The sequence below is a fragment of the Streptomyces sp. NPDC004435 genome, from assembly GCF_042873895.1.
Lineage (GTDB): Bacteria > Actinomycetota > Actinomycetes > Streptomycetales > Streptomycetaceae > Streptomyces.
On sequence record NZ_JBIAMB010000003.1, the window covers coordinates 135,725 to 159,575 of the forward strand.

Genomic DNA, 23,851 nt, shown 5'->3' on the forward strand with positions numbered 1-23,851 from the left:
GGCGTCCGGGCCGCCCCGTACGGGGTGGGTGAGGGGTCAGGGCAGGCGGTGGTCGGCGTTCAGCACCGTGCCGCGCTCGGGGCGGTACAGGTCGAAGCCCCGCGTGTCGCACTGGAGACCACCGTTGATGCAGTGGTCGACCAGGGCCTTGAGCGTGCGCTCCTCCCACGCGTTGAAGAAGTCGTAGTGGAAGGAGTAGCCGCGGCCGCTGGCCAGGCGGACCTGGCTCATGTCGCCGTTGACCGGCCACGCCATCTTGAACTCGATCATCGGCAGGGCCACCGGGTGGGAGGCCGGGCACATGTTGTCGTTGGTGCCGGGCTTGACCACCGGGTAGGCCATGTGGCTCTTGTGGTCGGGGGTGTCGAGGTGCAGGCCGTTCCAGCAGCTGGGCGCCTGCATGCGCAGGTTGAGCTGGACGTCGGGCCGCTCGGGACAGTGGGCGGGGATGTCGGAGTTGAAGAAGCTGTCACCGCACTCCCAGCCCTCGACGAAGCCCTTGTGGCCGCGGAACTCCTGCTCGGTCTGCATCGGGTTGCCGACGACGTACCGCAGTCCCTTGGGGAAGGGCCGCACGCTCCGGTAGTCGGTGACGCCCGCCTTGTAGTAGATGACCTGCGGGCCGACGGGCAGGATCTTCTGGTCGCCCTTGTACAGCGAGGGCATCCAGTACGCGGAGGCGTCCGCGGGTGCCTTGCAGGTGGTGGTGCCGCCGTAGAGCGAGCCGGTGGTGCTGGCGGCGTCGGTGGAGGTGTTGCCCATGAACGTGTGGTCGTGGGACTTGCCGAACTGGCCCGGGTAGACGATCGGGTCGTCCGGGGCGGTGTGGCTGACGGCGCAGCCGGCCTGGAACTCGTGGTGGTAGGCCGGGGGCGGGGTGTCCGTGGACGGGGTGACGCCGGTGACCGGCGGGTTCGCGGGGATGTACCCGTCTCCGTCGGCGTCGTCGCCCGATGCCTGGGTGGAGGCGGCCATCTGGTGGCCGACGTGGTTGGCGGCCGCGGCGACGGCCGGCGGGATGCCGTTCTCCGGGTCCGTGGCCTGGGCCATCGTGCCGATGCCGAGGACGCTGGCGATGAGGGCCGTACCGACGAGAAGTGCCGGGAGCCGCTTGGGGCTCGATCTCATGGGGATCTCCTCAGTGGGGTGGGAGGGGTGGTGCGGGCCGGTCAGCCGAAGACGCCGAACTCGTGGAGCGAGTAGCCCCAGCCGGTGCCGCGCGCGGTCATGTGCACCCGCACGTGCCGGGCGGTGGCCCCGGACTCGATGGTGTCGATGTCGCCGTTGCCGGCGGTCTGGGTGTGGATCGTGCGCCAGTTCTGGCCGTCGTCGGAGACCTGGACCTCGTAGGCGCGGGCGAAGGCCGGGTCCCAGACGAGCTGGAGGCGGGAGAAGGAGCGGACCGAGCCGAGGTCGACCTGGATCCACTGGGGGTCGGCCCAGTCGCTGGCCCAGCGGGTGTTCGGGTTGCCGTCGGTGGCGTTGCCGGCCGGGCAGGGGCAGTCGCCGTAGGACGCCTGGAAGGAGGAGGCGGTGGTGGGGCGGCCCTGGGCGAGGTTGGTGCCGGAGACCGGCGGGGCGACGACCTTGACGGACTTGGTCTCGATGCCGGCGTTGCCGCGGCCGTCCTCGGCCTGGACGTACACCTTCCAGACGCCGAGCTTCTCGGGCGCGGTGACGGTCAGGGAGCCGTCGGCGTTGCGCCGGTGCGGGGTCTCCAGGAGCCGCTTGTCGCCGTTGGCGTAGTTGCCGCTGAGGAAGACCTTGGTGGTGACGGGGTCTCCGTCGGGGTCGCGGACGTCGGCGCGGACCGTGAACTCGCCGCCGGCCGGGGCGGATCCGGACGGGGTGACGGACATGTTCGTGATGACGGGCGGCGTGTTGTCGCCCGCGGTGCTGCCCGTGTACGCCTTCTTCAGGGCGTAGTAGGAGAGGCGCTTGAGGCCGTCGGGCAGCAGGTTGAACCAGACGCCGCCGAAGTCGTGCTCGGTGCCGTAGTGGAAGACGGTGGCGCCGAGCGCGACGCCCTGGTGGCCGGTGACGCAGTTCCAGGCGCGGGTGTAGCCCTCGGCCTTCTGCACGTCGGTGGGCTCCTCGGCGACGCCGTTGGCGTCCTTCGGGGTCTCCCACTCCCCCGCCGGGCCGGTCTCGGTGATGAGGTACGGCTTGGTGTAGCCGCCCTGCTCCCAGTCCTCGCGGACCCCGCACATGTCGCCGTAGGCGTTCATCGAGTACAGGTCGAGGTCGGGGGCGTTGCGCTTGTAGTAGGGCCAGGCGCCGGTCCAGGCGTCCGTGGAGGTCACCGGGTGGTCAGGGTCGATGGAGTGGATCTTCTTGGCGACATCGTTGACGAAGGTCGTGTAGGCGTTGCGCTGGGCTTCGAGTTCGGCGCCCGAGTAGCAGTTCTGGAGGCCGAGGACGGACTCGTTGCCGACGTTCCACATCAGGGTGGCGGGGTGGGACTTGTACTCCTCGACCCACCTGGCGAACTCGTTCAGCATGTTCGTCTTGTACGTCGTGTCGGTGACGTAGTTCGCGCAGCCGCCGGAGCCGGGGCCGCCTCCGGGCTGGAGCCAGAAGCCGTTCATGACCCGGATGCCCTGGGCGGCGGCCGCGTCGAGGAGCGGCTTGGTGGAGCCGTCGGTGCCCCAGGTGCGGATGGTGTTGGCGCCGAGGGACTTCACGTCGGGCATGTACCGGCCGGCGTCGGCGACGGCCGGACCCCAGGTGACGCCCTTGACGGTGTAGGGCTGTCCGCCGACGGTGAGCTGCCAGTTGCCCTGGCTCCCGGTGACGCGGACGGCGCCGCCGCCCTGGGGCGGGGTGCCGCCCTCCTCGCCGTACACCTTGAACTCCCAGAGGGAGAGGCCGTATCCGCCGGAGCGGGTGACGCCCTGGACGCGGACGTACCGGCCGGTGCCCGTGACGGCGATCTCGTCGGTGCCGCCGTCGGCGCCGGTGACGGTCTTCGCCGTACGCCAGTCGGTGCCGTTGTCGGAGAGCTGGATGTCGTACGCGGTGGCGTGGGCGGCCTCCCAGGTCAGCACGATCCGGCTGACGGAGGCGGTGCGGCCGAGGTCGACCTGGATCCACTGGCCGTCGCTCCACTGGCTGGCCCAGCGGGTGCCGGGTTCGCCGTCGACGGCGGCGGAGGCGGGGAAGCCGTCGCCCTCGGCCGAGGAGGCGGTGGCCGTCCTGCCCTGGGAGAGCAGGGTCTCGGCGGCGGAGGCGGGGGTGGCGGCGAGGGCCGTCAGGGAGGTGGCGAGCAGGGCGCCGAGGGAGACGAGCGAGGCGGTGGTGCGGGTGCGCGTGCGGGTGCGGCTGGGCGTGGGGAGGTGGTGCGCGGTCATGGCGGCTCCAGGACGGACGCGGGGAGGAAGGGGGAGGTGGTGCCCTTCCGGGCGGCACAGCGGGACGGGTTGCCGCCCGGAAGGGGTCGGTGGCCGGGGCGCGGGGCGCCCCGGCCCGTCGTCACGGGAAGCTGACGACGGTGGACGGCACGGTGGAGGTGCCGGCGGGGATGGTGGACGCCCCGGTGTCGTTGATGACGTGGTTGTAGTGGCCCATTCCGCCGAGGGAGACCACCAGGAGGCTGTGGAACTTCACTCCCGGCTTGACGGGCGCCTTGAAGCCGTGGTCCTGGACGATCGTCGGATCCACGTTGTAGTTGCAGTAGCTGCCGAGGCCCCATGCCTCGTGGGTGTTCACGGAGTCGTCGACCCGGTAGGCGGCGTACCCCTTCGTGGCACCGTTCTGGATGGCGGCCTGGTTGGGGGCGTCGTACGCCTTCTCGTTCTGGTAGAAGATCGTGCGGCCCCGCTCGCCGTACCACTCGACGTCGTACTTGTTGAAGTGCTCGACGAACAGACCGGTGGCGAGCACGTCGTCGCCGTTGACGCGGACACCGTAGTCGGCCCGGTTGGTCTCCCAGCCCCAGCCCTCGCCGTGGTCGGCGCGCCAGACCCAGGTGTGGTCGATGATCGCGTCGTCGCTGTTCACGACCATGCTGGTGGTGGCCTTGCCCACGTGGGCGCCGCCGATGCGGATGTAGACGTCCTGCACGGTGGTGGGGTTGGCGGAGTGGTCCGCGGAGGAGTTCTGCGGGCCGAGCTCCAGCAGGGTCGGGGAGTTCACCGGGCCGGCGTCGATCAGGAAGCCGGCGAGGCGGACGCCGTCGACGTCGGCGACCTTCATCGCGGTGACGCCGTTGTCCGGGATGATCGTGGCGAGGCCGAGGCCGAGCACGATGGTGTTGGCGCGGTTCACGTTGATGGTCTGGTCGACGTGGTAGACGCCCGGCGTGAACAGCAGGTGCAGGCCCTGGGCGAGTGCCGCGTTGATCGTGGCGGCGGTCGCGCCCGGCTTGACCACGTAGAACTGGTTCAGCGGGATCGACTCGCCCTGCGGCGTGCCGTTGGCCCAGCTGGTGCCGCGGGCGTTGACGCGCTTGGCGGGGGCGAAGACCTTGTACTCGTTGCCGTCGAGGTACAGGTAGGGCTTCTCGCGGGAGATCGGCGTGGTGTCGAGCGTGGTGTAGCGGGGCTCGGGGAAGGAGGTGGCCGGAGCGCCCTCGACGCCCGAGAAGGTCTGGTTCCAGACGCTGTTGGACCAGCCGCCGATGGAGCTCTCGCGGGTGTACCACTGCTGCTGGGAGTAGTTCCCGACCTGGCCGTCGATCTTCGAGTCGGCGATGTAGCCGCCGCTCGCCCAGCCGTAGCCGTTCGGCGCGAGGTTGAGGCCGCCCTTGACGTGCATGCGGCGGAAGGCGGACGCCTGTGAGACGGCCCAGCGGTTGGTGCCGTTCACCGGGTTGAGGGTCAGGCCCTCGGCGCCGCGCCAGAAGTTCTGGGTGGCGTTGCCGTTGAACCAGCCGGCGTCGACGGTGACGTCGCCGTTGATGGTGGTGTCGCCGGGGCGCAGACCGAGGCCGGCTATCTGGGTGTAGAAGCCGATCTGGGCGTTGAGGTTGTTGTACGTGCCGGGCTTGAAGAGGAAGGCGTGCCGGCCGCTGCCGAACTGCGCCGACTCCTGCTCCTGGAAGACCTGGTCCAGCTTGGCCTGGATGCCGGGCGTGGACGGGTCGAAGACGTGCACGTTGGGGCCGAGGTCGCCGCCGCCGGGCAGCGTCGGGCCGGTGGTGTCGGTGGTGCCGTACACCTGGAACTCCCAGAGGGAGTAGCCGTATCCGGTGGCCCGGGTGAGGCCGTTCATGCGGACGTAGCGTCCGGAGCCGGAGAGGGTGACCTCGTCGGTGCCGCCGTCGCCCGCGGAGACCGCGGTGACGGTGCGCCAGTCGGTGCCGTTGTCCGAGGCCTGGATCTCGTAGTTCTTGCCGTAGGCCGCCTCCCAGGTGAGGACGGCCCTGCTGAGCTGCCGGCTGGCGCCGAGGTCGACCTGGAGCCACTGGGCGTCCTGCCACTGGCTGGCCCAGCGGGTGCCGAGGTCGCCGTCGACGGCGGCGGAGGCGGGGAAGACGGCTCCCTCGACGGTGGAGGCGGTGGCCGTCTTCCCCTGGGAGAGCAGGGTCTCGGCGGCCTGGGCCGAGGTGGTGGGGACGACCGCGAGCAGCGTGCCGGCCAGGGAGGCGACCAGGGCGCCGACCATGGAGCGGCGGAGTGGGGATGCGGGGCGCCGGCGGGGCGGCGGGGACCCTACGGAGGACATGGATCTCCTCGGTGATACGTGACGGACACATGGGAGAGCGCTCTCCGAAACCTTGCACGGGGCCGGAGTGGACGGTCAAGCCATGTGACACGACTTTTCTTTTGACTTGCATTAAGCATCGATCGCAGAGGGGGCGGTTCCGCCGCGTACTGCCCACCCTCCGGACACCCCGCACCGATAAAGTGCGTGGATGGGGAATCGAGGCCCGACCCTTGAGGACGTCGCACGTGAGGCGGGGGTGTCACGCGCGACGGTGTCCCGCGTGGTCAACGGTGTGCGGAACGTGGCTCCGGACATCCAGGAGGCCGTCCGCGCAGCGGTCGCCAGGACGGGTTACGCACCCAACCAGGCGGCCCGCTCGCTGGTCACCCGGCGCACCGGCGCGGTCGCCCTGGTCCTGTCCGCGACCGGCGGCTCCTTCACCGCCCGGCTCTTCTCCGACCCCTTCTTCGGGCGGGTGGTCGACGGCGTCCTGCCGGTGCTGCGCGAGCGCGCGGTGCAGCCGGTCCTGCTCGTCGCCGAGTCCGAGCCGGCCCGCCTCCAGCTCGTCGAGTACCTGCGGCGCGGCGGCGGCGACGGGGCGGTCGTCGTGCCGCTCGACGAGGACGACCCGCTGCCCGGCATGCTCGCCTCGGCCGGGCTGCCGACGGCGCTCTTCGGGCGCCCTCCGCAGGGGGTCCGCTGCGACTGGGTGGACCTGGACAACACCGCGGGCGCCCGGCTCGCGGCCGAACACCTGTGGGCGACCGGGCGGCGGCGCCCCGCGACGATCGCCGCACCGGCGTCGGCGCCGACCGCGCGGGAGCGGCTCTCCGGCTTCACGGCCGCCCTCGCCGCGCGCGGGGTCGTCGACGTGCCGGTCGAGCGGGGCCGGTTCACCGAGGAGAGCGGCCGGGACGCGATGGCCCGGCTGCTCGACCGGCACCCCGACATCGACGCGGTCTTCGCCGCCAACGACGTGATGGCCCGCGGCGCCGTCCGCCACCTCGCGGAGCGGGGACTCGACGTGCCGGGGCGGGTCGCGGTGATCGGTTTCGACGACGCGGCCACCGCCCGGGAGGTCGAGCCCGCGCTGACCACCGTGCGGCAGCCGGTCGAGGCCATGGCGGCGGCCGCGACCGGCCTGCTCCTGGACCGGCTGGGGGCCCGGGACGCGGACACGCCGGAGACCGGTTCGAAGGTCTTCGAACCGGTTCTGGTCGTCCGGGAGTCCGCCTGAGCCGGGCGGCTCCCGGCGGGCCCCGCGCGGGCCCCCGCGGGTCGGGCCCCACGGGCGCGGAGGGCCGCCCCCTCTCGACGGCCGGGGCGGCCTTCCGCGCGGTCCGGGGTGCGGCGGATCAGCCGTGCAGCTCCCGGTGGGCCCGGATGAGCTCGGCGTAGCGGCGGCCGGTGGTCTTCACGGTGCGCTTCTGGGTGGCGTAGTCGACGTGGACGAGGCCGAAGCGCTTGTCGTAGCCGTAGGCCCACTCGAAGTTGTCCAGGAGCGACCAGGCGTAGTAGCCGGCGAGCGGGGCGCCCTTGCGTACGGCGCTCGCGCAGGCGGCGAGGTGCTGCTCCAGGTAGCGGGTGCGGTCGGGGTCGTGGACGGAGCCGTCGGGGGCGACGGTGTCGGGGAAGGCGGAGCCGTTCTCGGTGACGTACAGCTCGCGGACGCCGTACTCCTCGGTGAGCCGCAGCAGCAGGCTCTCCAGGCCCGCCGCCTCGATCTGCCAGTCCATGCCGGTGCGGGGCACGTCCGGGAGGCGGACCTCGCGGGCGTACGGGACGGGGCCCTCGGGGTCGTCGGCGACGGTGACCGGGAAGTAGTAGTTGAGGCCGTGCCAGTCGAGCGGGGCGGCGATGGTCTCCAGGTCGCCCGGCTTCTCGGGGAGGTCGACCCCGTACAGCTCGCGCATGTCGGCGGGGAAACCGCGGCCGTAGACCGGGTCGAGCCACCAGCGGTTGCTGTGGCCGTCCATGCGGCGGGCGGCCGCGAGGTCCTCGGGGCTGCTGGAGGCCGGCTCGACGGTCGAGTGGTTGGTGACGAGGCCGATCCGGGCGCCGGGGGCGGCGGCGCGGACCGCGGCGGTGGCGAGGCCGTGGCCGAGGAGCAGGTGGTACGAGGCGCGGACGGCGGCCGTCAGGTCGGTGAGGCCCGGAGCCATCCGGCCCTCCAGGTGCCCGATCCAGGCGGAGCAGAGCGGTTCGTTGAGGGTGGCCCAGTGGGTGACGCGGTCGCCGAGGCGGCCGGCGACGACGGAGGCGTACGCGGCGAGGTGCTCGGCGGTCTCGCGGGAGGTCCAGCCGCCCCGGTCCTGGAGGGCCTGCGGCAGGTCCCAGTGGTAGAGGGTGACGGAGGGGGTGATCCCGGCGTCGAGGAGGCCGTCGACCAGCCGGTCGTAGAAGTCGAGTCCGGCGGCGTTGACGGGTCCGTCGCCGCCCGGGAGGACGCGGGGCCAGGCTATCGACATCCGGTAGGTGTCGACGCCGAGCTCCTTCATCAGGGCGATGTCCTCGGGCCAGCGGTGGTAGTGGTCGCAGGCCGTGTCGCCGTTGTCGCCGTTGTCGATCGCGCCGGGGACGCGGGAGAAGGTGTCCCAGATGGACGGGGCGCGGCCGTCCTCGGCCACGGCGCCCTCGATCTGGTAGGCGGAGGTCGCCGTGCCCCAGGCGAAGGAGGACGGGAAGGCCGCCAGGTCGGGCTGCGGGGCGGTGTGGTCGGACACGGGGTCCCTTTCTGCGGAACGGGGCTGGGAGGACGTCACTTGACCGCACCCGCGGTGAGGCCGGCGACGAGGTAGCGCTGGAGGAGGAGGAACCCGACGACGACGGGGACGCTCACCACGAGGGAGGCGGCCATCACCTGGTTCCAGTAGACGTCGTTGAGGGTGGCGTAGCCCTGGAGGCCGACGGCGAGCGTGCGGGTGGTGTCGTTGGTCATGACGGAGGCGAAGAGGACCTCGCCCCAGGCCGTCATGAAGGCGTAGATCGCGACGGCGACGATGCCGGGCCGGGCGGCCGGCACGATCACCCGGAACAGCGCCTTGATCGGGCCGCAGCCGTCGACCTTGGCCGCCTCGTCCAGCTCGCGCGGGATCGAGTCGAAGTAGCCGGTGAGCATCCAGATGGAGAACGGCAGCGAGAAGGTCAGATACGTGAGGATCAGGCCCTCGCGGGAGCCGAACAGGGCGATGCCGGTGGCGTTGCCGAGGTTGACGTAGATGAGGAAGAGCGGCAGCAGGAAGAGGATGCCGGGGAACATCTGCGTCGACAGGACGGTGACGGTGAAGACCCGCTTGCCGCGGAAGGTGTAGCGGCTGACGGCGTACGCGGCGAAGATCGCGACGATCACCGACAGGACCGTGGCTCCGCCCGCGACGACGATCGAGTTCACGAAGTAGTCGGCGAGCGGGACCGTCTCCCAGATGTCGAAGTAGGGAGCCACGGTGAGCGTGGACGGGATCCACTCGAACTTGCCCGACACGTCCTCCAGCGGCTTCAGGGAGCTGGAGATCATCACGTACACCGGCAGCAGCACGAAGACGGTGAGGAGGGTGAGGACGATCCGCCGGGTCCAGAGGAAGGAGCGGGGCGGGGCCATCGGGGAGCGCGGCCGGGCCGTGCGGGCGTGGGCGGCGTCAGACATCGGAGGTCTTCCTTCCGCGGGTGGTGAGCAGGAGGTAGACGCCCGTGACGACGAGGAGGAAGAGCAGCAGGAGCACGGACATGGCCGAGCCGGTGCCGAAGTTCCACGTCTGGAAGGACGACTGGTAGATGTGGAGCGAGATGAGGTCCGCGGCTTCCGGCGCCGCCTCGCCGAAGAGGACGAACGGCGTGTTGAAGTCGTTGAAGGTCCACAGGAAGAGGACCAGGACGAGGACCTGGTTGACGGAGCGCAGGGACGGCAGGGTGATGTGCCGGATCTGCTTCCAGACGCCGGCCCCGTCGAGGGAGGCGGCCTCGTACATCTCGCGGGGGATGTTCTGGAGGCCGGCCATCACGGTGAGGAAGGCGAAGGGCCAGCCCTTCCAGACGGAGACGACGAGCAGGGCCCAGAAGCTGTTGTCCCCGATGAGCCAGAAGGCGGGGCTGTCGCCGATGCCGAGCTGGTCGTGGAGGACGTGGTTGATGACGCCGTTGTCGCGCTGGAACATGAACGCCCAGGTGATGACGGCGGCGTAGACCGGCAGAGCGTACGGGACGAGGAAGAGGGTGCGCAGGACGCCCCGGCCGCGGAACTTCTCCTGGAGGAGGACCGCGGCGGCCGTGCCGAGGAGCCAGCACAGGCCGACGGAGAGCACGGTGAACTGGCAGGTGGTCAGGAAGGACTTCAGGAGCGACTTCCCGACGGCCGCGTCGAAGTCGAGCGAGACCGAGAAGTTGTCCAGTCCCGACCAGGGGGCTGCGGCCCAGTCGCGGATGTAGAACTGGGTGAGCTCCTTGAAGCTCATGCCGATGCCCATGAGCATCGGTACGAGGTGGACGAGGAGTTCGAGGAGCAGGGCGGGCAGGAGCAGCAGATAGGGCAGTGCGAGACGGCGACGCCCGGAGCGGCGTGCGGTGCGCGCCCCTCCGGGTGTGGCCTTGCGCACCGCCGGCTCCCGCGCGGGGGTGACGGCGGTCTGGGTCATGGGGCGGGTGCCTACTTCTTGGGCATCTGCTGCTGGGCCTTGTCGAGCTTGGCCTTGACGGACTCGGTGGTGACGGGCCGGCCGGCGGCCGCGTCGGCGAACAGTTCCTTGACCGCGGTGCCGACGACGGTCTCGAACTGCGACTCCTCCGGGACCTGCGGGAGGGCGGCGGCGCTGGAGGCGAGGGTGTCGCGGATGACGGCGAGGGACGGGCCGGAGAAGGCCGCGTCCTTCTGTGCGGTCTTGACCGGCGGCACGGAGCCGTACGTCTTGTTGAGGGCGATCTGCTCCTCGTCGCTGGTCATGAACTTCACGAACTTCAGTGCGCCGTCGAGGTTCTTGGTGTTCTTGAAGACGGCCATGTTGATGCCGGCGACCATCGAGTTGGTGGCGGTGCCGGTGCCCGGCTTGCCCGAGGGGACGGGGGCGGGGACGACGCCCCACTCCGCCTCGGACATGCCCTGGGAGGCGAAGGTCTGCGACGGGGTCTGCCAGAGGACCATGCCGGTCTTGTCCTTGGCGAAGTCGCTCAGGGACTGGTTCTGGGCGTACTCGGCGTTGCCCGGGGCGACGACCTTGTGGGTGGCCATGAGGTCGATGTACTGCTTCACGGCGGCGACGGCGCCGTCGGAGGTGAAGTCGGGCTTGCCGTCTGCGGTGAAGAAGTCGGCGCCGTGCTGCTTGCCGAGGACGAACACCTGGTGGATGTTGTTGGAGAGGTTGGAGCCCTCGACCCCGATGCCCCACTTGCCGTCCTTGCTGAGCTTCTTGCCGGCGGCGACCACCTCGTCCCAGGTCGTCGGCGGCTTGGCTATGCCGGCGTCCTTGAACATCTGCTTGTTGTAGTAGAGGGCGTAGGCCATCGAGTAGAGCGGGACGGCGGCCGGGTCCTGGCCGGGGGCGCCGGTGGAGCCGAGGGCGGAGTCGACGAAGCGGTCCTTGCCGCCGATGGCCTCGAAGTTCTTCGCGTCCCAGGGCAGCAGGGCGCCGGTGGCCTGGAGGGAGGCGCTCCAGGTGTTGCCGATGTTGAGGACGTCCGGGCCCTGGCCGGAGGTGGTGGCGGTGAGGATCCGGTTGAGCAGGTCGGACCACGGGATCACCTCCAGCTTGACCTTGACGCCGGTGCGGCGCTCGAACTCGTCCAGTTCGGGCTGGAGGACCTTCTTGTCGACCTCCAGGCTGGAGCCCTGGTTGGTGGCCCAGTAGGTGAGGGTCTTCGTCGCCTGGCCGCCGCCGTCCTCTCCGCCCCCGCCACAGGCGGTCGCGGTGAGGACGAGGGAGAGGGTGACGGCACCCGTGACGGCGGCTCTGATTCTGCGCATGGCTCCTGGTCCCTTTCAGGGAAGGCGGGAGGACCGACAGGGGGAGCGCCCGGACCGCTCTCCGCCGCATCGGCTTAATTTAGGATGTGAGTTAAACCCCATGAGAAGGTCGCGTCAAGGCTTGTCGTGCGGGTATGTTGCAGCGGACGACTACGAGGGGCGGGGACGAGAGTGCACGCGAAGAGTGGCCGCACGGTGCGCGACCTGCGGCGCGAGAACCGGACGGCGGTTCTCCGGAGGCTCTATTTCGACGGCCCGATGAGCCGGCTCGCGCTCGGTCCCGCGACCGGGCTCTCCTCGGGATCGATCAGCAACGTGGTCGCGGAGCTGGTCGCCGAAGGGCTCGTCGAGGAGGCCGGCAGCGTCGACTCGGCCGGCGGCCGGCCGCGCACCCTGCTGCGGATCGCACCGGGCAGCGGCTGCATGATCGGCGTGGACGTCGGCGAGACGCGGGTGCGGATCGAGCTGTTCGACCTCGCCCTCACCGAGCTGGCCCGCACCGAGCGCCCGCTGGCGCCGTCGGGACCGAGGACCGCGCGGTACGAGGTGGCGGTCGTCGTCGAGCACCTCCGGGACGGCATCGCGGAGGTGCTGCGCACGGCCGGGGTGCCGGCGGAGCGGCTGCTCGGTGTCGGGATCGGCGTCCCCGGCATCGTCGAGCGGACGCCGGAGGACGGGGCGGTGGTGCACGGGCAGACGATCGGCTGGGACGCGGTGCCGCTGGAGCGGCTGCTGCGCGAGACGGTCGAGCTGCCGGCGGAGGTCCCGTACCGGATCGAGAACGGCGCCAAGACCCTGGGACAGGCCGAGATGTGGTTCGGCGCGGGGCGCGGCGCCCGCAGCGCCGTGGTCGTCCTCTTCGGTTCCGGTGTCGGCGCGTGCGTGGTGACGGACCCGCTGGGCCCCGGGCGGGCGCTGGAGTGGGGTCATCTGACCGTACGGGTCCGGGGGCGGCGCTGCCGCTGCGGCGCCCAGGGCTGTCTGGAGGCGTACGCGGGCGCGGAGGCCCTGCTCGCCCGCTGGCGCGACGCGGGCGGCGAGCCGCCGGCCGGCGCGGACGAGGAGACGGCCCTGACGGCGATGCTGGCCGCGGCGTACCCGCCGGACGAGCCGGGATCGGATCCTCTGGGCGGCGCACCGGGGCCCGACATGGCGGCGGTCGCCGTGCTGGACGAGACGGCCGAGTACCTCGGGGCCGGACTGGCCGATCTGATCAACCTGTTCCAGCCGGAGCGGATCCTGGTCGGCGGATGGGCGGGGCTTCAGCTGGGGAGCCGGTTCCTCGGTTCCGTGGCGGCGTACGCCCGCGCGTACGCGCTCCGCCACCCCGGCGGCCGCACCCAGATCGCGCTCGGCACGCTCGGGCCCGAGGCGGTGACGGTGGGAGCCGGTCTGCTGCCCCTGGTGGACTTCTTCGCCCAGGGCGGGCGCAGGCCCGAGCGGGCGCCGAGCGTTCCGGCGCCCGCCTGGCAGACGGCGCTGCGGGACCGCGTCTCCACCTGACCGGTCCCGCGCGGGCTACGTCCCGCGCGGGCTACGCGTACGGGTCGAAGGGGATGCCGGCCGGCTTCGCCTTCGCGAGGTGGGCAGCGAAGCTGCCGTCCTTCAGACCGAAGTGGGCGCTGCCGAAGTCGGCCTGGCTCAGCTTCTCGCGGATTCCGGGCGGGTAGCCGTTCCAGCCGACGAGGGCGGGGAACTGCCAGGTGCCCCTGTGGTTCTCGGGCGGCTCGTCGTTGGTGTTGGCGGCCCGGAAGCAGTGGGTGCCGATGCCGTCCTTGTGGTAGACGATCTTGGGGTGGGTGCCGTCCCAGCGGATCCGGTCGCGGGCGTGGACGGTGAAGGACCCGTGGTTCGACGTGGCGACGTACTGCGCCTGGTCGTTCTGGATCCAGACCACGACGTGCTCCCAGTCGTGCCGGTGGCCGCCGAGCCCGCTGCCCCAGACGGCCTGGTCCTTCTCGAAGTAGAGGCCGTAGAGGACCGCGCACCAGCCGTTGTTGCAGAGCGAGCGGGCATAACCGTTGGTGTTCGCGAGGTCCGACGCGTCCCGGCACTGCCCGCTGACCGTGCCGGACGGGTTGAGACCGGGGTTGAGGGTGCCGTCGGGGCCGATCGCGGCCGTCGGATGGCAGCCGTCGGTGTCGTAGTCGTACGCGGGCTGGTACGTCCGCTCCAGCGCGTCCGCGTTCGCGGGGAGCGCGGGGGGCGGGGCGGCGAGGGCGGCGCCCGGGAACGCGAGGAGGAGCACGAGGGCGCTGCCGAGGACGGCGGCTCCCTTCGTGACGCGGCGCGAGGTGTTCAACTCCGGCTCCCTGAGGGGGTCGAGGGGGTGGGGGTGCGGAGGTCGCGCCGTGGGCCAGACGGGACGGACGACCGGGCCCTGACATGCCCACCCCAAGTCGCTCCCAAACGGCCGGCAACCGCCGACCGGCCGGGAACGTCCTGATCAGGGACGCCGGGGGACGATCGGAGGACGATCGAGGGAAGGACGGGTGGACGTGGCGGGGCGGGAAGGAGAACCGGGCATGCGACGACCGTGGCCGAACCGGCGCGGGCCGGACGGCGAGCGCGGGGCGCTCGGAGGGCGCGCGCGTGACGGCGAGCGCGGGCCGGACGACGAGACCTCGCCGGGCGGCGGGCCCACGCCGGACAGCAAGGCCACGCCGGTGGCCGGGCCCACACCTGACGACAAGACCCCGCCGGACGGCAGGCCCGCGCCCGACGGCAGGCCCGAGCCGGACGGCGGGCCCGCGCCGGACGGCGGGCCCGCGCCGGAGCGCGGGCGGAGGCCCGACCGTGGGCGTGCTCGTGGTCGGGTGCTCGCCGTCCTCGGTCTGGCTGCCGCCGGGGGGCTCGTGCTGCACCGCTTCGTGCCGAACACCCCGGGGCGCCTCGGCAGTCTGCTGGAGAGCTTCCTCTTCTGGCTCGGCCCGTTCACCGCGCTCCTGCTGCTCTGCGCGGCGGTGCGCCGCAGCCGTACGGCCCTGGTCGCGCTGCTCGTCCCGGTCGTGGCGTGGACCGCCGCCTTCGGCCCGCTGCTGCTGCCCGCCGCCCCGCCCGGCGCCCGCGAGTTCACCGTGCTCCAGCACAACGTCGCCGACGACAACGCCGACCCCGCCGGCACGGCCCGGGCGCTGGCCGACGGCGGCGCCGACGTGATCGCGCTCCAGGAGCTGGTCGATCCGGCGCTCGCGGTCTACCGCCGGGAGCTCGCGGCCCGCTACCCGTACCACGCCGTGCGCGGCACGGTCGGGCTCTGGTCCCGCCACCCGCTCGGCGAGACCCTGGCCCTCGACATCAAGCCGCCGGAGATCACCGAGCCGTGGCGGCGGGCGCTGCGGGCCGAGGTGCGCACGCCGTACGGGGAGGTGGCGGCGTACGTCGTCCACCTGCCGTCCGTGCGCCTCGGGCCCACCGGCCTCGCGTCGGCCCGGCGCGACGAGAGCGCCGCCCTCCTGGGGCGGATCCTGGAGGCGGAGCAGTCCCCGCGGGTGGTCCTGGCCGGCGACCTGAACGGCACCGTCGACGACCGCGGCCTGGCCCCGCTGACCTCCCGCCTCGACGCCCCCGAGCGCGGTCTGGCCCTGAGCTACCCGGCCGTCCTCCCGGTCGCGCGGATCGACCAGGTCCTGGCCCGGGGCGGCACCGTGGCCCGGATCCGCCCCCTCCCCGGGACGGGCAGCGACCACCTCCCGGTCCTGGCCCGGATCGTCCTCGACGCGGCCTCTCCGGCCAAGGGTTGATCGAAAAGCGGCCATTGTTCGGGCGCGGGCCGCATCCGCCGGCCGCGGCCCCACCGGTGAGACACCCTTCCCGTGACCGTCCGGATCGTGGACACGCCGGGTCGGCGAGCTGGGCGATTCACGGGTGGTCCGGCTTCCGGTTACGCGACTACACACATCGGACGCCGAACCGTCAAGCACACGGGGGAGCTTGACCTGAAGCGCACGCCCCCTGGTCCGCCCCCCGCGCTCCCTGTACCTTCCGTCCTGACCCCGCCGCCGACCGGGGTCGCGACCCCCACGTTTCCGGCCATTCCCGGCCACGACCGCCCAGCGCATCGCCCGCCCCTCCACTCCCCCCGGTGGTTCCGCATGCCCGCTGTCCCCGCTCGGCCCCCGACCCCTCGTCTCCGGCGTCCCGGCTCCGCCGGGGTGTAGCCCTCCGCCCGGCCGGAAGACCACCGCCGGGCCGGATCCGCAGAGACGGACGGCAGGCGAACCCGCCATCCGTCCGCCGTACGACCAGGCACCACCGGCCCGCGACACGACCGCGGCCGGGTCCGGACTCGGGGAAGACGGAGACATCGTGCGATTCCAACTGCTGGGGCCCCTGAGCATCACCGACGGACGGGACACCGTCGTGCTGCCGCCGTCCAAGCCGACGGCGCTGCTCGCCGCACTGCTGGTCCGCCCCGGCTCCATCGTCTCCACCGACCGGCTGCGCGGGGCCGTCTGGGGCGAGGACCAGCCGTCCACCGCCAAGGCCGCGCTGCAGAGCTGCGTACTGCGGCTGCGGCGCCTCTTCGCCAAGTACGGCATCGAGGACCAGGCGGTGGTGGCGGTGGCGGGCGGCTACCGCATCGACGCCGACGCCGGGACCCTCGACCTGCTCCACTTCCGCCGGCTCGTCGAGCGGGCCTCCACCGGCGACCCCGGCTCCGAGCTGTACGAGCTCCGCGCCGCCCTCGCCCTCTGGCAGGGCCCCCTGCTCGCCAACGTGCCCTCCGAACTGCTCCACCGCGACGAGGTGCCGCGCCTCGCGGAGGAGCGGCTGCGGGTCCTGGAGCGGGTCGTGGACATCGAGCTGGAGCACGGCCGATGTCGCGAAGCACTCGTCGATCTATGGGAGGTTACGCGCGTATACCCGGCGCACGAGCGGTTCGCCGAGCAGCTCATGACGGCGCTGTACCGGCTCGGCCGGCAGACGGAGGCGCTCGCCGAGTACCGGCGGGTCAAGGAGCAGCTCCGCGACCGGCTCGGCGTCGATCCCCGGGCCGGCCTGCGGAGACTGGAACTGGCCATGCTGCGCGGCGAGGACCTCGGCCCCGACGACAGCGGCGCGAGACCGCTGCTCCCGGCCGGGGCCACGCTCGGGACCACCGCCGCGTCCACGCTCGGGACCAGCACCGGGGCCACCACCGTGACCGCCGGAGCCGTCCCCGACCGGACCGCGCGGCCCCGCCCGGAGCGGTCCGCCGGAACCGCCCGCGCCTCCGCCCGCACCTCCGCCGCGCCATCCGCCGTCTCGCCGCTGCCGACCGTGCCCGGCTTCACCGGCCGGGAGGACGAGGTCGGCGCCCTGGTCCGGCTGCTGACCCGCGGCGAGGCCGACGGCGGCCGCGCGCCCGTGGCCGTCCTCTCCGGCGCCCCCGGCATCGGCAAGAGCGCCCTCGCCCTCCATGTGGCCCACCTCGTCGCCGACCGGCACCCCGGCGGCAGCGCCCTGGTCCAGCTCACCCACCCGGACGGCACCCCGCGCACGGCCGAGGAGGCCGCCGCCGAGCTGCGCCGCACCCTGCCCGACGGGCCCCGCACCGGCCCCGCCCTGCTCGTCCTCGACGACGTGGTCCACCCCGATCAGGTGCGCCCGCTGCTCACCGCCCACGCCGGCGCCGCCGCACTCGTCACCAGCCGCACCGGACTCGCCGCCCTGGTCGCCACCCACGGCGGCACCGTGCACCGGCTCGGCGCGCTCGCCCCCGACGAGTCCCGCGCGCTGCTCACCACCGCGCTCGGCCACGAGCGGATCGCTTCCGAACCCGCCGCCGCGCGCCGCCTCGCCGACGCCTGCGGCCAGCACCCGCTGGCCCTGCGGATCGCCGCCGCCCGACTGCTGACCCGGCCCCGGCTGCGGCTCGCGGACTACGCCGACTGGCTCGCCCGCGATCCGGCGGGGCGCCTCAGCCTCTCCGACGACCCCCGGACCTCCGTGCCGCAGCGCCTCGACGAGGCGCTGGGCCGGCTGTCCCCCGCTCTCGCCGAGGCCCATCTGCGCCTCGCCGCCTGCCCGTTCGAGCCGCTCACCGCCGAACGCGCCGCCGCCGTCCTGGACGTGCCCGCCGAGGCGGCCGAGCTGACCCTCGAACGGCTTCTCGACGCCGGGTTCCTGGAGGAGGGCCTGCCGGGCGCCTTCCGCCCGCTGGCCCTGCTGCGGGCGCACGCCCGCCGGACCGCGGACGCCCTCGCCGGCCCCCCTCCGGCACCGCCGCGGCCGCCCCTGCCCGCCGCTCTGCGCTGACGGCCCCGCACCCGCCCCCTGCCCGTTTCCGGTGCCGCCCCACGCGCGCCGTTCCGTCCCACCGTCCCCACCCACCCCCACCGCACCGTCCCCACCCCCTCGGCGGCCGGCCCCGCACCCCGGGCCGCTTCCGCCCCGCCCCTGCCCCCGCCCCCGCCCCCGCCACGAGAGGTGTGACGCACGTATGAGCAGCTCCTCACCGTCGTACACGGACGTCGCCGGAACCCGGCCGCGCGTCCGACGCGATGTCCTGTACACCCGGACCCCCGACGGCGTGATCTTCCACAACGCCGACGGCGGCTTCCGCCTCACCGGGGCCTCCGGCTACCGCTTCGCCACCCTGCTGCTCCCCCATCTCGACGGCGCCCGCACCGTCGAGGAGATCTGCGGCGGCTTCGGCGACCGGCAGAAGGCGATGGTGGGCGAGCTGGTGAAGGCGCTCTACGCACGCGGATTCGCCCGCCCCGTCCCCGCGCCCGCCGAGGACCCTGCCGCCCCCGCGACCGACCCGGCGGCTGCCGCCCGCTTCGCCCCGCAGATCGCCTACGTCGACCACTACACCGACGACGCCGACGCCCGCTTCGCCCGCTACCGCGGCACCCGGGTCGCGGTCCTCGGCGACGGTCCGGTGGCCCGCTGGTGCGTGCTCTCCCTGCTCCGCAACGGCTGCGCCGCCGTCGGAGTGGAGCCCGCGCTCGCCGACGGCACCGGCGCCACCACCCCCGAGGACTTCGCCGCCGTCCACGCCGAGGCCGCCGCCCTCGGGGCCGAGGGCTGTCCGGTGGAGCTGGCGGTGCTCCCGGCCGACGGCACGGGCTGGGCCGCGTACGAGGGGTACGACCTGGTGGTGGCCGCCGCCGCGCCCGGCACACCGGGCACCGTCCTGGAGCTGCTGCGCGCCGGCGTACCGGACGGCCGCACGCTGCTGCCCGCCTGGACCTTCGGCGACCGCGCGGTGGTCGGCCCGGTGATGGACGACGAGGCCGCCACCTGCTGGGCCTGCGCCGCGCTCCGGCTGGGCGCGGCGGGCGAGGCGGCCGACGCGGCCGCGCTGTGGAGCGGGCTCGCGCTCGGCGACGGGACGACCGGGACGGCTCCGGCCGGGCCGCTCGCCGCGATGCTGGGGAACCTCCTCGGGTACGAGGTGTTCCGGCTGACGACCGGCGTCCTGCCCGCGGAGACCCGCGACAAGCTGCTCGTCCAGCACACCGCGACCTTCGACGTGGCCGCCGAGCCGCTGCTCCCGCACCCTCGCTGCCCGTTCTGCGCGCGGCCGGCCGCCGTCCCCGAGCCGGTGGACCTGACGTCGACGCCCGCCCGGCCCGCCTTCCTGCCGACGGTCGCCACCGCGCCGGACGACGACGCGGCGCAGGGCCCGCTGGCGGAGCTGGAGCGACGCTCGGCGCTGGTCGGGCCGCACGCCGGGGTGTTCACCGGCTACGCGGACGAGCGGCTGACGCAGACGCCGCTCAAGGTCGGCGCGGTCACCCTGGGCCTCGGCTCCGGAGGCGCCAGGACGGTCACCGCCTTCGACGTGCACCACACCGCCGGGGCGCGGCTGCGGGCGCTGAACGCGGCGGCCGCGCTCTACGCCGAGCACGTGGTGCCCACCACCGCGCCGGCGGCGGCCGGGCTCCCCGAGGTGGCGCCGGAAGCGCTCACGATCGCCTCGGGGACGGGCGGTTCCGGTGCCATGACCACGTGGACGGCCGGCACCTCGCTGCTGACGAAGGAGGCCGTGCGGCTGCCGGCCGGTGCCGTGCGGCCCTTCGGCCCGGCCAACGCCGACCGCCGCTTCGAGCCGACCCGGGCGGGGACGGGGGCGGGCGCCGACCTGCCGGAGGCGGCGGCGGCTGGGCTCCTTTCCGCTCTGGCGCACGACGCCCTGCGCCTGGCGCTCGCCGGCCGGGGCCGGGTGGCCGTGCTCGCGCCCGAGGCGTGCGGGGAGGACCCGGAGCTGACGTTCCTGCTGCGCTCGGCGGCGCTCCTGGACCTGGAGGTGCGGCTGCTCGACCTGGGCGAGCGGGACCGCTCCGGCGCCTCGGTGGTCCTCGCGCGGACCGCGGGGACCGGCGGCGGCGCGGGCCGCTGGGCGGTCGGGGCCGCGCTCGATCTGCCGGGCGCCGCCGTCGACGCCGTGCGGGAGCTGCTCGGCGAGGCCCAACTGGCCGCCGAGGGGCCGGGGTCGAGGATCGCGGCCGATCCGGGCGATCCGCTGCTGCGGGACCTCGACCCCGCGCTCGTACGGGTGACGGAGGCGGGTCCGGCCGAGGGGACCGGGGCGCCGGCGGGGTGGGCGCGGGTCCTGGAGCGGCTAGCCGCCGCCGGGCGGGACGCCTTCGTCGTGCCCACCCACGCCGCCGACCTGCCGGCGGCCGGCATCCTCACCGTCCGCGTCCTGCTGACCCGGGCGGCCGCCGATGCCGGCTGAGACCACCGCTCCTGCGGACCGCGGACCGGCCGGGAGACCGGAACCCGCCGCGGCCGAGCACCAGGACCGGGCGGCGGAGGGCTTCGCGCGGGCACTGGGCACCGCCCTCGCCGAACTCGCGGCACGGCGGGAGCTCGACGTGGCGCCGCTGGGGCGCGTGGACGCCCGCACCGCGCCGCCCCGGGCGGCCGGTCGCGCCGGGGCGCTGCCGGTGCGGCTGTACGGGCGTCAGATCCTGATCGGGCCGCGGCCTTCGGCCGAGGGGGCGGCCGGCTGCGCGACCTGTCTGGAGCGGCGCTGGCAGGGCGTGCGGTCGGTGCCGCTGCGCGAGGGGCTGGAGCTGGGCGGGGACACCCGGGCGGCGGGCGCGTGGCCGTACGGCATCCCGTTCGCGGCGACGGCCGTGGCCGCGCTGGTGGCCGGGCTCGAAGGGGAGCCGGCCGGGCCGGGGCCGTATCCGTACGTCCGGCTGCTCGACCTGGACGCGCTGACCGTGCGCACCCATCCGCTCGTCCCCGACCCGGAGTGCCCGGTGTGCGGCCGGGTGGTCACGGACACGGCGGAGGGCGCCGAGCCGGTGCTGCGGGCCGCGCCGAAGCACCGTCCCGGAGCGTTCCGGGTGCGGCCGGTCGAGGCGTACGGGCTGCCGGTGGACGGCTTCGCCAATCCGTACTGGGGCGCGGTCGGGCCTTCGGTCGTCTTCGACGTGGCCTCGACCACCACGTCCGCGACCGTCGGCTGCTTCTCGACCCGGTCCGGCGACTATCTGCGGGAGACGTTCTGGGGCGGGCACGCGGACACGTACGACCGCAGCCGGAGCATCGGGGTCCTGGAAGCGCTCGAACGGTACGCGGGGATGCGGGCCCGCACCCGGCCCGCCTCGCTCGTCGCCTCCCTCGACGAGCTGGGGCCGGACGCGGTGGACCCGCGCGAGACCGGTCTCTACGACGCCGCCTTCTACGAGGACAACCCCTGGGTGACGCCGTTCGCCCCGGACCGGCGCATCCCGTGGGTGTGGGGCTGGTCGCTGCGGGACGGGAAGCCCCGGCCGGTGCCGGAGGTGCTGGCGTACTACCACGCCCCCGGCCTGGAGCACCGCTTCGTGCAGGAGAGCTCCAACGGCTGCGCGTCCGGGGGCAGTCTGGAGGAGGCCGTCTACTTCGGCCTGATGGAGGTCGTGGAGCGGGACGCCTTCCTGATGGCCTGGTACGGGCGGCGGCCGCTGCGCGAGATCGACCCGGCGACCAGCGCCCGGCGCTCCACCCGGCACATGGTGGACCGGCTGGCGATGTACGGGTACCGGGCCCGGTTCTTCGACACCCGTGTCGGGTTCCCGGTCCCGGTGGTCACCGCGTGCGCCGAGCGGGTCGACGGCGGCGTCGGCCGGATGTGCTTCGGGGCGGGCGCCGGGCTCGACCCGGAGTCGGCGCTCGACTCGGCGCTGTGCGAGATCGCCACCGACGCGGTCAACCTGGTCGGCAGGACCGTGCGCGACGAGGTCCGGCTGCGGGCGATGGCCGCCGACTTCGACCTGGTCACGAGCCTGCACGACCACCCGATCCTGTACGGGATCCCGGAGATGGGCCGGCACGCCGACTTCCTGCTGCGGCAGGAGGCGCCGGCCCCGCCGCTCGCCGTCGCGGACCTGGCCTGGCCCAACGCCTCGGGGCGGGCCGCCTCGGCCGACCTGCGGGAGGACCTGCTGAGGGTCGTGGACGCGGTGGCGGCGGACGGCTTCGACGTGGTCGTCGTCGACCAGACCCTGCCCGAACAGCGGGCCCTCGGGCTGCACACGGTCAAGGTGCTGGTGCCCGGCCTGCTGCCGATCGACTTCGGCTGGGCGCGGCAGCGCGCCCGCCACATGCCCCGGATGCGGGCCGCGCTCGGCCCCGCCGGTCTCCATCCCGCCCCCCATCCCTTCCCGTGAGCCGGCCCGCCGCCCGCCCGACCCGCACGCCATCCGAACGTCCGAAAGGGGGCCGACCCCATGGGGTACGCCCATGAGTACGCCGACGCCGTGCTGCACCGCGGCCGCGTCCCGATGGAACCCGCCGACTTCGTGCCCGACTGGCCGGACGCCCCGCGCAAGGGGAAGTTCTACCCGGGGGTGGAGCCGTACGCCCTGCCGGAGGGGGACGGCGCCGACGCCTCCGCGGCGGCGGGGCTGCTGCCCGCGCGGGACAGCCCGCCCGGGGCGGGGTTCACGCTGCCGCTGCTGGCCGCGATGCTGAAGGACTCCTACGGTCTGACCGGCCGTCGCCTGGGCGTCCAGGCCAACAGCGACCTGCCGGGGCTGCCGCTGTACCCGCACGCCAACTGGTCGCGCGGGACGGCGGGCGGCGGCGGCCTGTACCCCGTCGCCGTGCACTGGGCCGCCGGTCCCTCCGGGCCGCTCACCCCGGGGCTCCACCACTACGACGTGCACCGGCACTCCGTGCAGCGGGTGCTGACCGGGGACGTGACGGCGCTGGTGCGCGACGCGCTGGGCGCGGACGCGCCGGCCCCGGCGCGGGAGACCGACCAGTACCTGCTGCTCTCGGTGAAGTACTGGCAGACCGCGTTCAAGTACAACAGCTTCGGCTTCCACGTCGTCTGCACCGACGTGGGCACGCTCGTGCAGACCTGGCGGGTGTGGGCCGCAGCGCACGGTCTCGCCGTCGGGCCGGTGTTCTGGTTCGACGAGGCGCGGCTGAACGGGCTGCTCGGCACCGGGGGCGAGGAGGAGACGGTCTTCGCGGTGGTGCCGCTGGCCTGGGAGGGGACGCCCGCCGTGGCGGAGCCGCTCGCCGCGCCCGATCCCGCCGTGCGCCACCGGGACCTGGAGCGGTCCCGTACCGTCATCGGCTTCCCGACAGTCCGGGCCATGCACGTGGCGACGCTCGCCGGGGCCACCGACCGGCCCGCGCCGGGCGCCCTCGGCGCGGCGGCGGTCCGGCCGCTGCCGGAGGGCCCCGACCGGGTGGCGCTGCCCGCGCCGGTGGTGCCGGAGGTGCCGGTCCGGCGGGTGCTGCGCGAACGGCGTTCCAGCTTCGGCCGGTTCGACGCCTCCCGGCCGCTCGGGCCGGGCGAGCTGTCGGGCGTGCTGGCCGCCTGCGCGGCCACGTCGCTGGGCGGCGAGGCCGACACCGGGGACGGCGGATCGCTGGTGCGGCTGTACGTCTTCGTCAACCACGTCGAGGGGATCGAGCCGGGCGCCTACGCCTACGACCCCGACGGCGGCGGTCTGCTGCCGGTCGTCCCCGGCGCGCAGGGGGACTTCCTCCAGGCGAACTACTTCCTCGCCAACTACAACCTGGAGCAGGCCGGTGCCGTCCTCGTGCCGACCGTCCGCACGGCGGCCGTCCTGGACGCGGTCGGCGACCGGGGCTACCGGATCGCCGTCGGGACGGCCGGCGCCGTGGCGCAGACCTTCTACCTGGCCGCCTCGGCGCTGGGAGTCGGCGCGGGTGTCGCGCTCGGCTTCGACAACGTGTCCTTCGTGGAGCGGCTGGGGCTCGCGGGGACCGAGGAGGCACCGCTGCTGATCATGCCGCTGGGGCACGAGCGGCCCCGGCCGGCCGACTTCCGACACGAGATCGCCTGAG

General features: G+C 73.9%; 15 protein-coding genes. 7 read left to right on the top strand and 8 right to left on the bottom strand.

The window, feature by feature from the left end; all coding sequences use genetic code 11:
* Positions 1-36: 36 nt before the first annotated feature.
* The 3 genes from ACFYT9_RS06200 to ACFYT9_RS06210 form a co-directional block, all read right to left on the bottom strand.
* Positions 37-1,128, bottom strand: a complete 1,092-nt coding sequence (locus tag ACFYT9_RS06200) for a DUF1996 domain-containing protein (RefSeq protein ID WP_376605325.1) — start codon at positions 1,126-1,128, stop codon at positions 37-39.
* A 41-nt stretch (positions 1,129-1,169) separates the two neighbouring features.
* Positions 1,170-3,350: a discoidin domain-containing protein gene (locus ACFYT9_RS06205; RefSeq protein WP_389161265.1), complete on the bottom strand. Its 2,181-nt coding sequence runs from the start codon at positions 3,348-3,350 to the stop codon at positions 1,170-1,172.
* A gap of 121 nt (positions 3,351-3,471) precedes the next feature.
* Positions 3,472-5,664 (bottom strand): discoidin domain-containing protein, encoded by a 2,193-nt coding sequence (locus ACFYT9_RS06210; protein WP_389161267.1) that lies wholly within the window; start codon positions 5,662-5,664, stop codon positions 3,472-3,474.
* A 190-nt stretch (positions 5,665-5,854) separates the two neighbouring features.
* On the opposite strand from ACFYT9_RS06210, the gene ACFYT9_RS06215 reads away from it, so the two are divergent.
* A complete protein-coding gene (locus tag ACFYT9_RS06215) occupies positions 5,855-6,883 on the top strand; it encodes a LacI family DNA-binding transcriptional regulator (protein ID WP_387275429.1) in 1,029 nt (342 codons plus the stop codon).
* 118 nt (positions 6,884-7,001) lie between these two features.
* Here ACFYT9_RS06215 and ACFYT9_RS06220 read toward each other — a convergent pair whose 3' ends face one another.
* From ACFYT9_RS06220 to ACFYT9_RS06235, 4 genes are read right to left on the bottom strand one after another with little or no spacing between them, the layout of a single operon-like run.
* Positions 7,002-8,369 carry a GH1 family beta-glucosidase gene (locus ACFYT9_RS06220; protein ID WP_389161269.1) on the bottom strand — a complete coding sequence of 456 codons (1,368 nt, stop codon included), beginning with the start codon at positions 8,367-8,369 and terminating at the stop codon, positions 7,002-7,004.
* A gap of 35 nt (positions 8,370-8,404) precedes the next feature.
* Positions 8,405-9,289 carry a carbohydrate ABC transporter permease gene (locus ACFYT9_RS06225; RefSeq protein WP_389161271.1) on the bottom strand — a complete coding sequence of 295 codons (885 nt, stop codon included), beginning with the start codon at positions 9,287-9,289 and terminating at the stop codon, positions 8,405-8,407.
* On the bottom strand, positions 9,282-10,274 hold the full coding sequence (locus ACFYT9_RS06230) for a carbohydrate ABC transporter permease (protein ID WP_387275423.1): 993 nt from the start codon (positions 10,272-10,274) through the stop codon (positions 9,282-9,284). Before ACFYT9_RS06230 ends, ACFYT9_RS06225 begins: the two co-directional genes overlap by 8 nt.
* 11 nt (positions 10,275-10,285) lie before the next feature.
* The gene (locus tag ACFYT9_RS06235) at positions 10,286-11,596 is read right to left on the bottom strand and encodes an ABC transporter substrate-binding protein (RefSeq protein ID WP_389161273.1); all 1,311 of its coding nucleotides are present in this window, start codon (positions 11,594-11,596) and stop codon (positions 10,286-10,288) included.
* Positions 11,597-11,767: 171 nt separating this feature from the next.
* Between ACFYT9_RS06235 and ACFYT9_RS06240 the strand changes: the two genes are divergently transcribed.
* Positions 11,768-13,099 (top strand): ROK family protein, encoded by a 1,332-nt coding sequence (locus ACFYT9_RS06240; protein ID WP_389161275.1) that lies wholly within the window; start codon positions 11,768-11,770, stop codon positions 13,097-13,099.
* Positions 13,100-13,130: 31 nt separating this feature from the next.
* Here the strand turns inward: ACFYT9_RS06240 and ACFYT9_RS06245 are convergent, their stop codons facing one another.
* The gene (locus tag ACFYT9_RS06245; protein WP_387275419.1) at positions 13,131-13,898 is read right to left on the bottom strand and encodes an NPP1 family protein; all 768 of its coding nucleotides are present in this window, start codon (positions 13,896-13,898) and stop codon (positions 13,131-13,133) included.
* A gap of 514 nt (positions 13,899-14,412) precedes the next feature.
* On the opposite strand from ACFYT9_RS06245, the gene ACFYT9_RS06250 reads away from it, so the two are divergent.
* The 5 genes from ACFYT9_RS06250 (at position 14,413) to ACFYT9_RS06270 (ending at position 23,850) form a co-directional block, all read left to right on the top strand.
* Complete coding sequence (locus tag ACFYT9_RS06250; RefSeq protein ID WP_389161658.1) at positions 14,413-15,339, top strand: endonuclease/exonuclease/phosphatase family protein; 927 nt, start codon at positions 14,413-14,415, stop codon at positions 15,337-15,339.
* 565 nt (positions 15,340-15,904) lie between these two features.
* On the top strand, positions 15,905-17,836 hold the full coding sequence (locus ACFYT9_RS06255; protein WP_389161277.1) for a BTAD domain-containing putative transcriptional regulator: 1,932 nt from the start codon (positions 15,905-15,907) through the stop codon (positions 17,834-17,836).
* Positions 17,837-18,020: 184 nt separating this feature from the next.
* The gene (locus tag ACFYT9_RS06260) at positions 18,021-20,267 is read left to right on the top strand and encodes a TOMM precursor leader peptide-binding protein (RefSeq protein ID WP_389161279.1); all 2,247 of its coding nucleotides are present in this window, start codon (positions 18,021-18,023) and stop codon (positions 20,265-20,267) included.
* On the top strand, positions 20,257-22,194 hold the full coding sequence (locus ACFYT9_RS06265; RefSeq protein WP_389161281.1) for a TOMM precursor leader peptide-binding protein: 1,938 nt from the start codon (positions 20,257-20,259) through the stop codon (positions 22,192-22,194). The genes ACFYT9_RS06260 and ACFYT9_RS06265 overlap by 11 nt, the downstream gene beginning before the upstream one ends.
* Before the next feature lie 60 nt (positions 22,195-22,254).
* Entirely contained in the window at positions 22,255-23,850 is a 1,596-nt protein-coding gene (locus ACFYT9_RS06270) for a nitroreductase family protein (protein WP_389161283.1), read from the top strand.
* Position 23,851 lies beyond the last annotated feature (1 nt).

Coding starts and splice junctions, on each gene's coding strand:
- ACFYT9_RS06200 (WP_376605325.1), bottom strand. CDS start 1,128: ATGAGATCGAGCCCCAAGCGGCTCCCGGCACTTCTCGTCGGTACGGCC.
- ACFYT9_RS06205 (WP_389161265.1), bottom strand. CDS start 3,350: ATGACCGCGCACCACCTCCCCACGCCCAGCCGCACCCGCACGCGCACC.
- ACFYT9_RS06210 (WP_389161267.1), bottom strand. CDS start 5,664: ATGTCCTCCGTAGGGTCCCCGCCGCCCCGCCGGCGCCCCGCATCCCCA.
- ACFYT9_RS06215 (WP_387275429.1), top strand. CDS start 5,855: ATGGGGAATCGAGGCCCGACCCTTGAGGACGTCGCACGTGAGGCGGGG.
- ACFYT9_RS06225 (WP_389161271.1), bottom strand. CDS start 9,289: ATGTCTGACGCCGCCCACGCCCGCACGGCCCGGCCGCGCTCCCCGATG.
- ACFYT9_RS06230 (WP_387275423.1), bottom strand. CDS start 10,274: ATGACCCAGACCGCCGTCACCCCCGCGCGGGAGCCGGCGGTGCGCAAG.
- ACFYT9_RS06235 (WP_389161273.1), bottom strand. CDS start 11,596: ATGCGCAGAATCAGAGCCGCCGTCACGGGTGCCGTCACCCTCTCCCTC.
- ACFYT9_RS06260 (WP_389161279.1), top strand. CDS start 18,021: ATGAGCAGCTCCTCACCGTCGTACACGGACGTCGCCGGAACCCGGCCG.
- ACFYT9_RS06265 (WP_389161281.1), top strand. CDS start 20,257: ATGCCGGCTGAGACCACCGCTCCTGCGGACCGCGGACCGGCCGGGAGA.
- ACFYT9_RS06270 (WP_389161283.1), top strand. CDS start 22,255: ATGGGGTACGCCCATGAGTACGCCGACGCCGTGCTGCACCGCGGCCGC.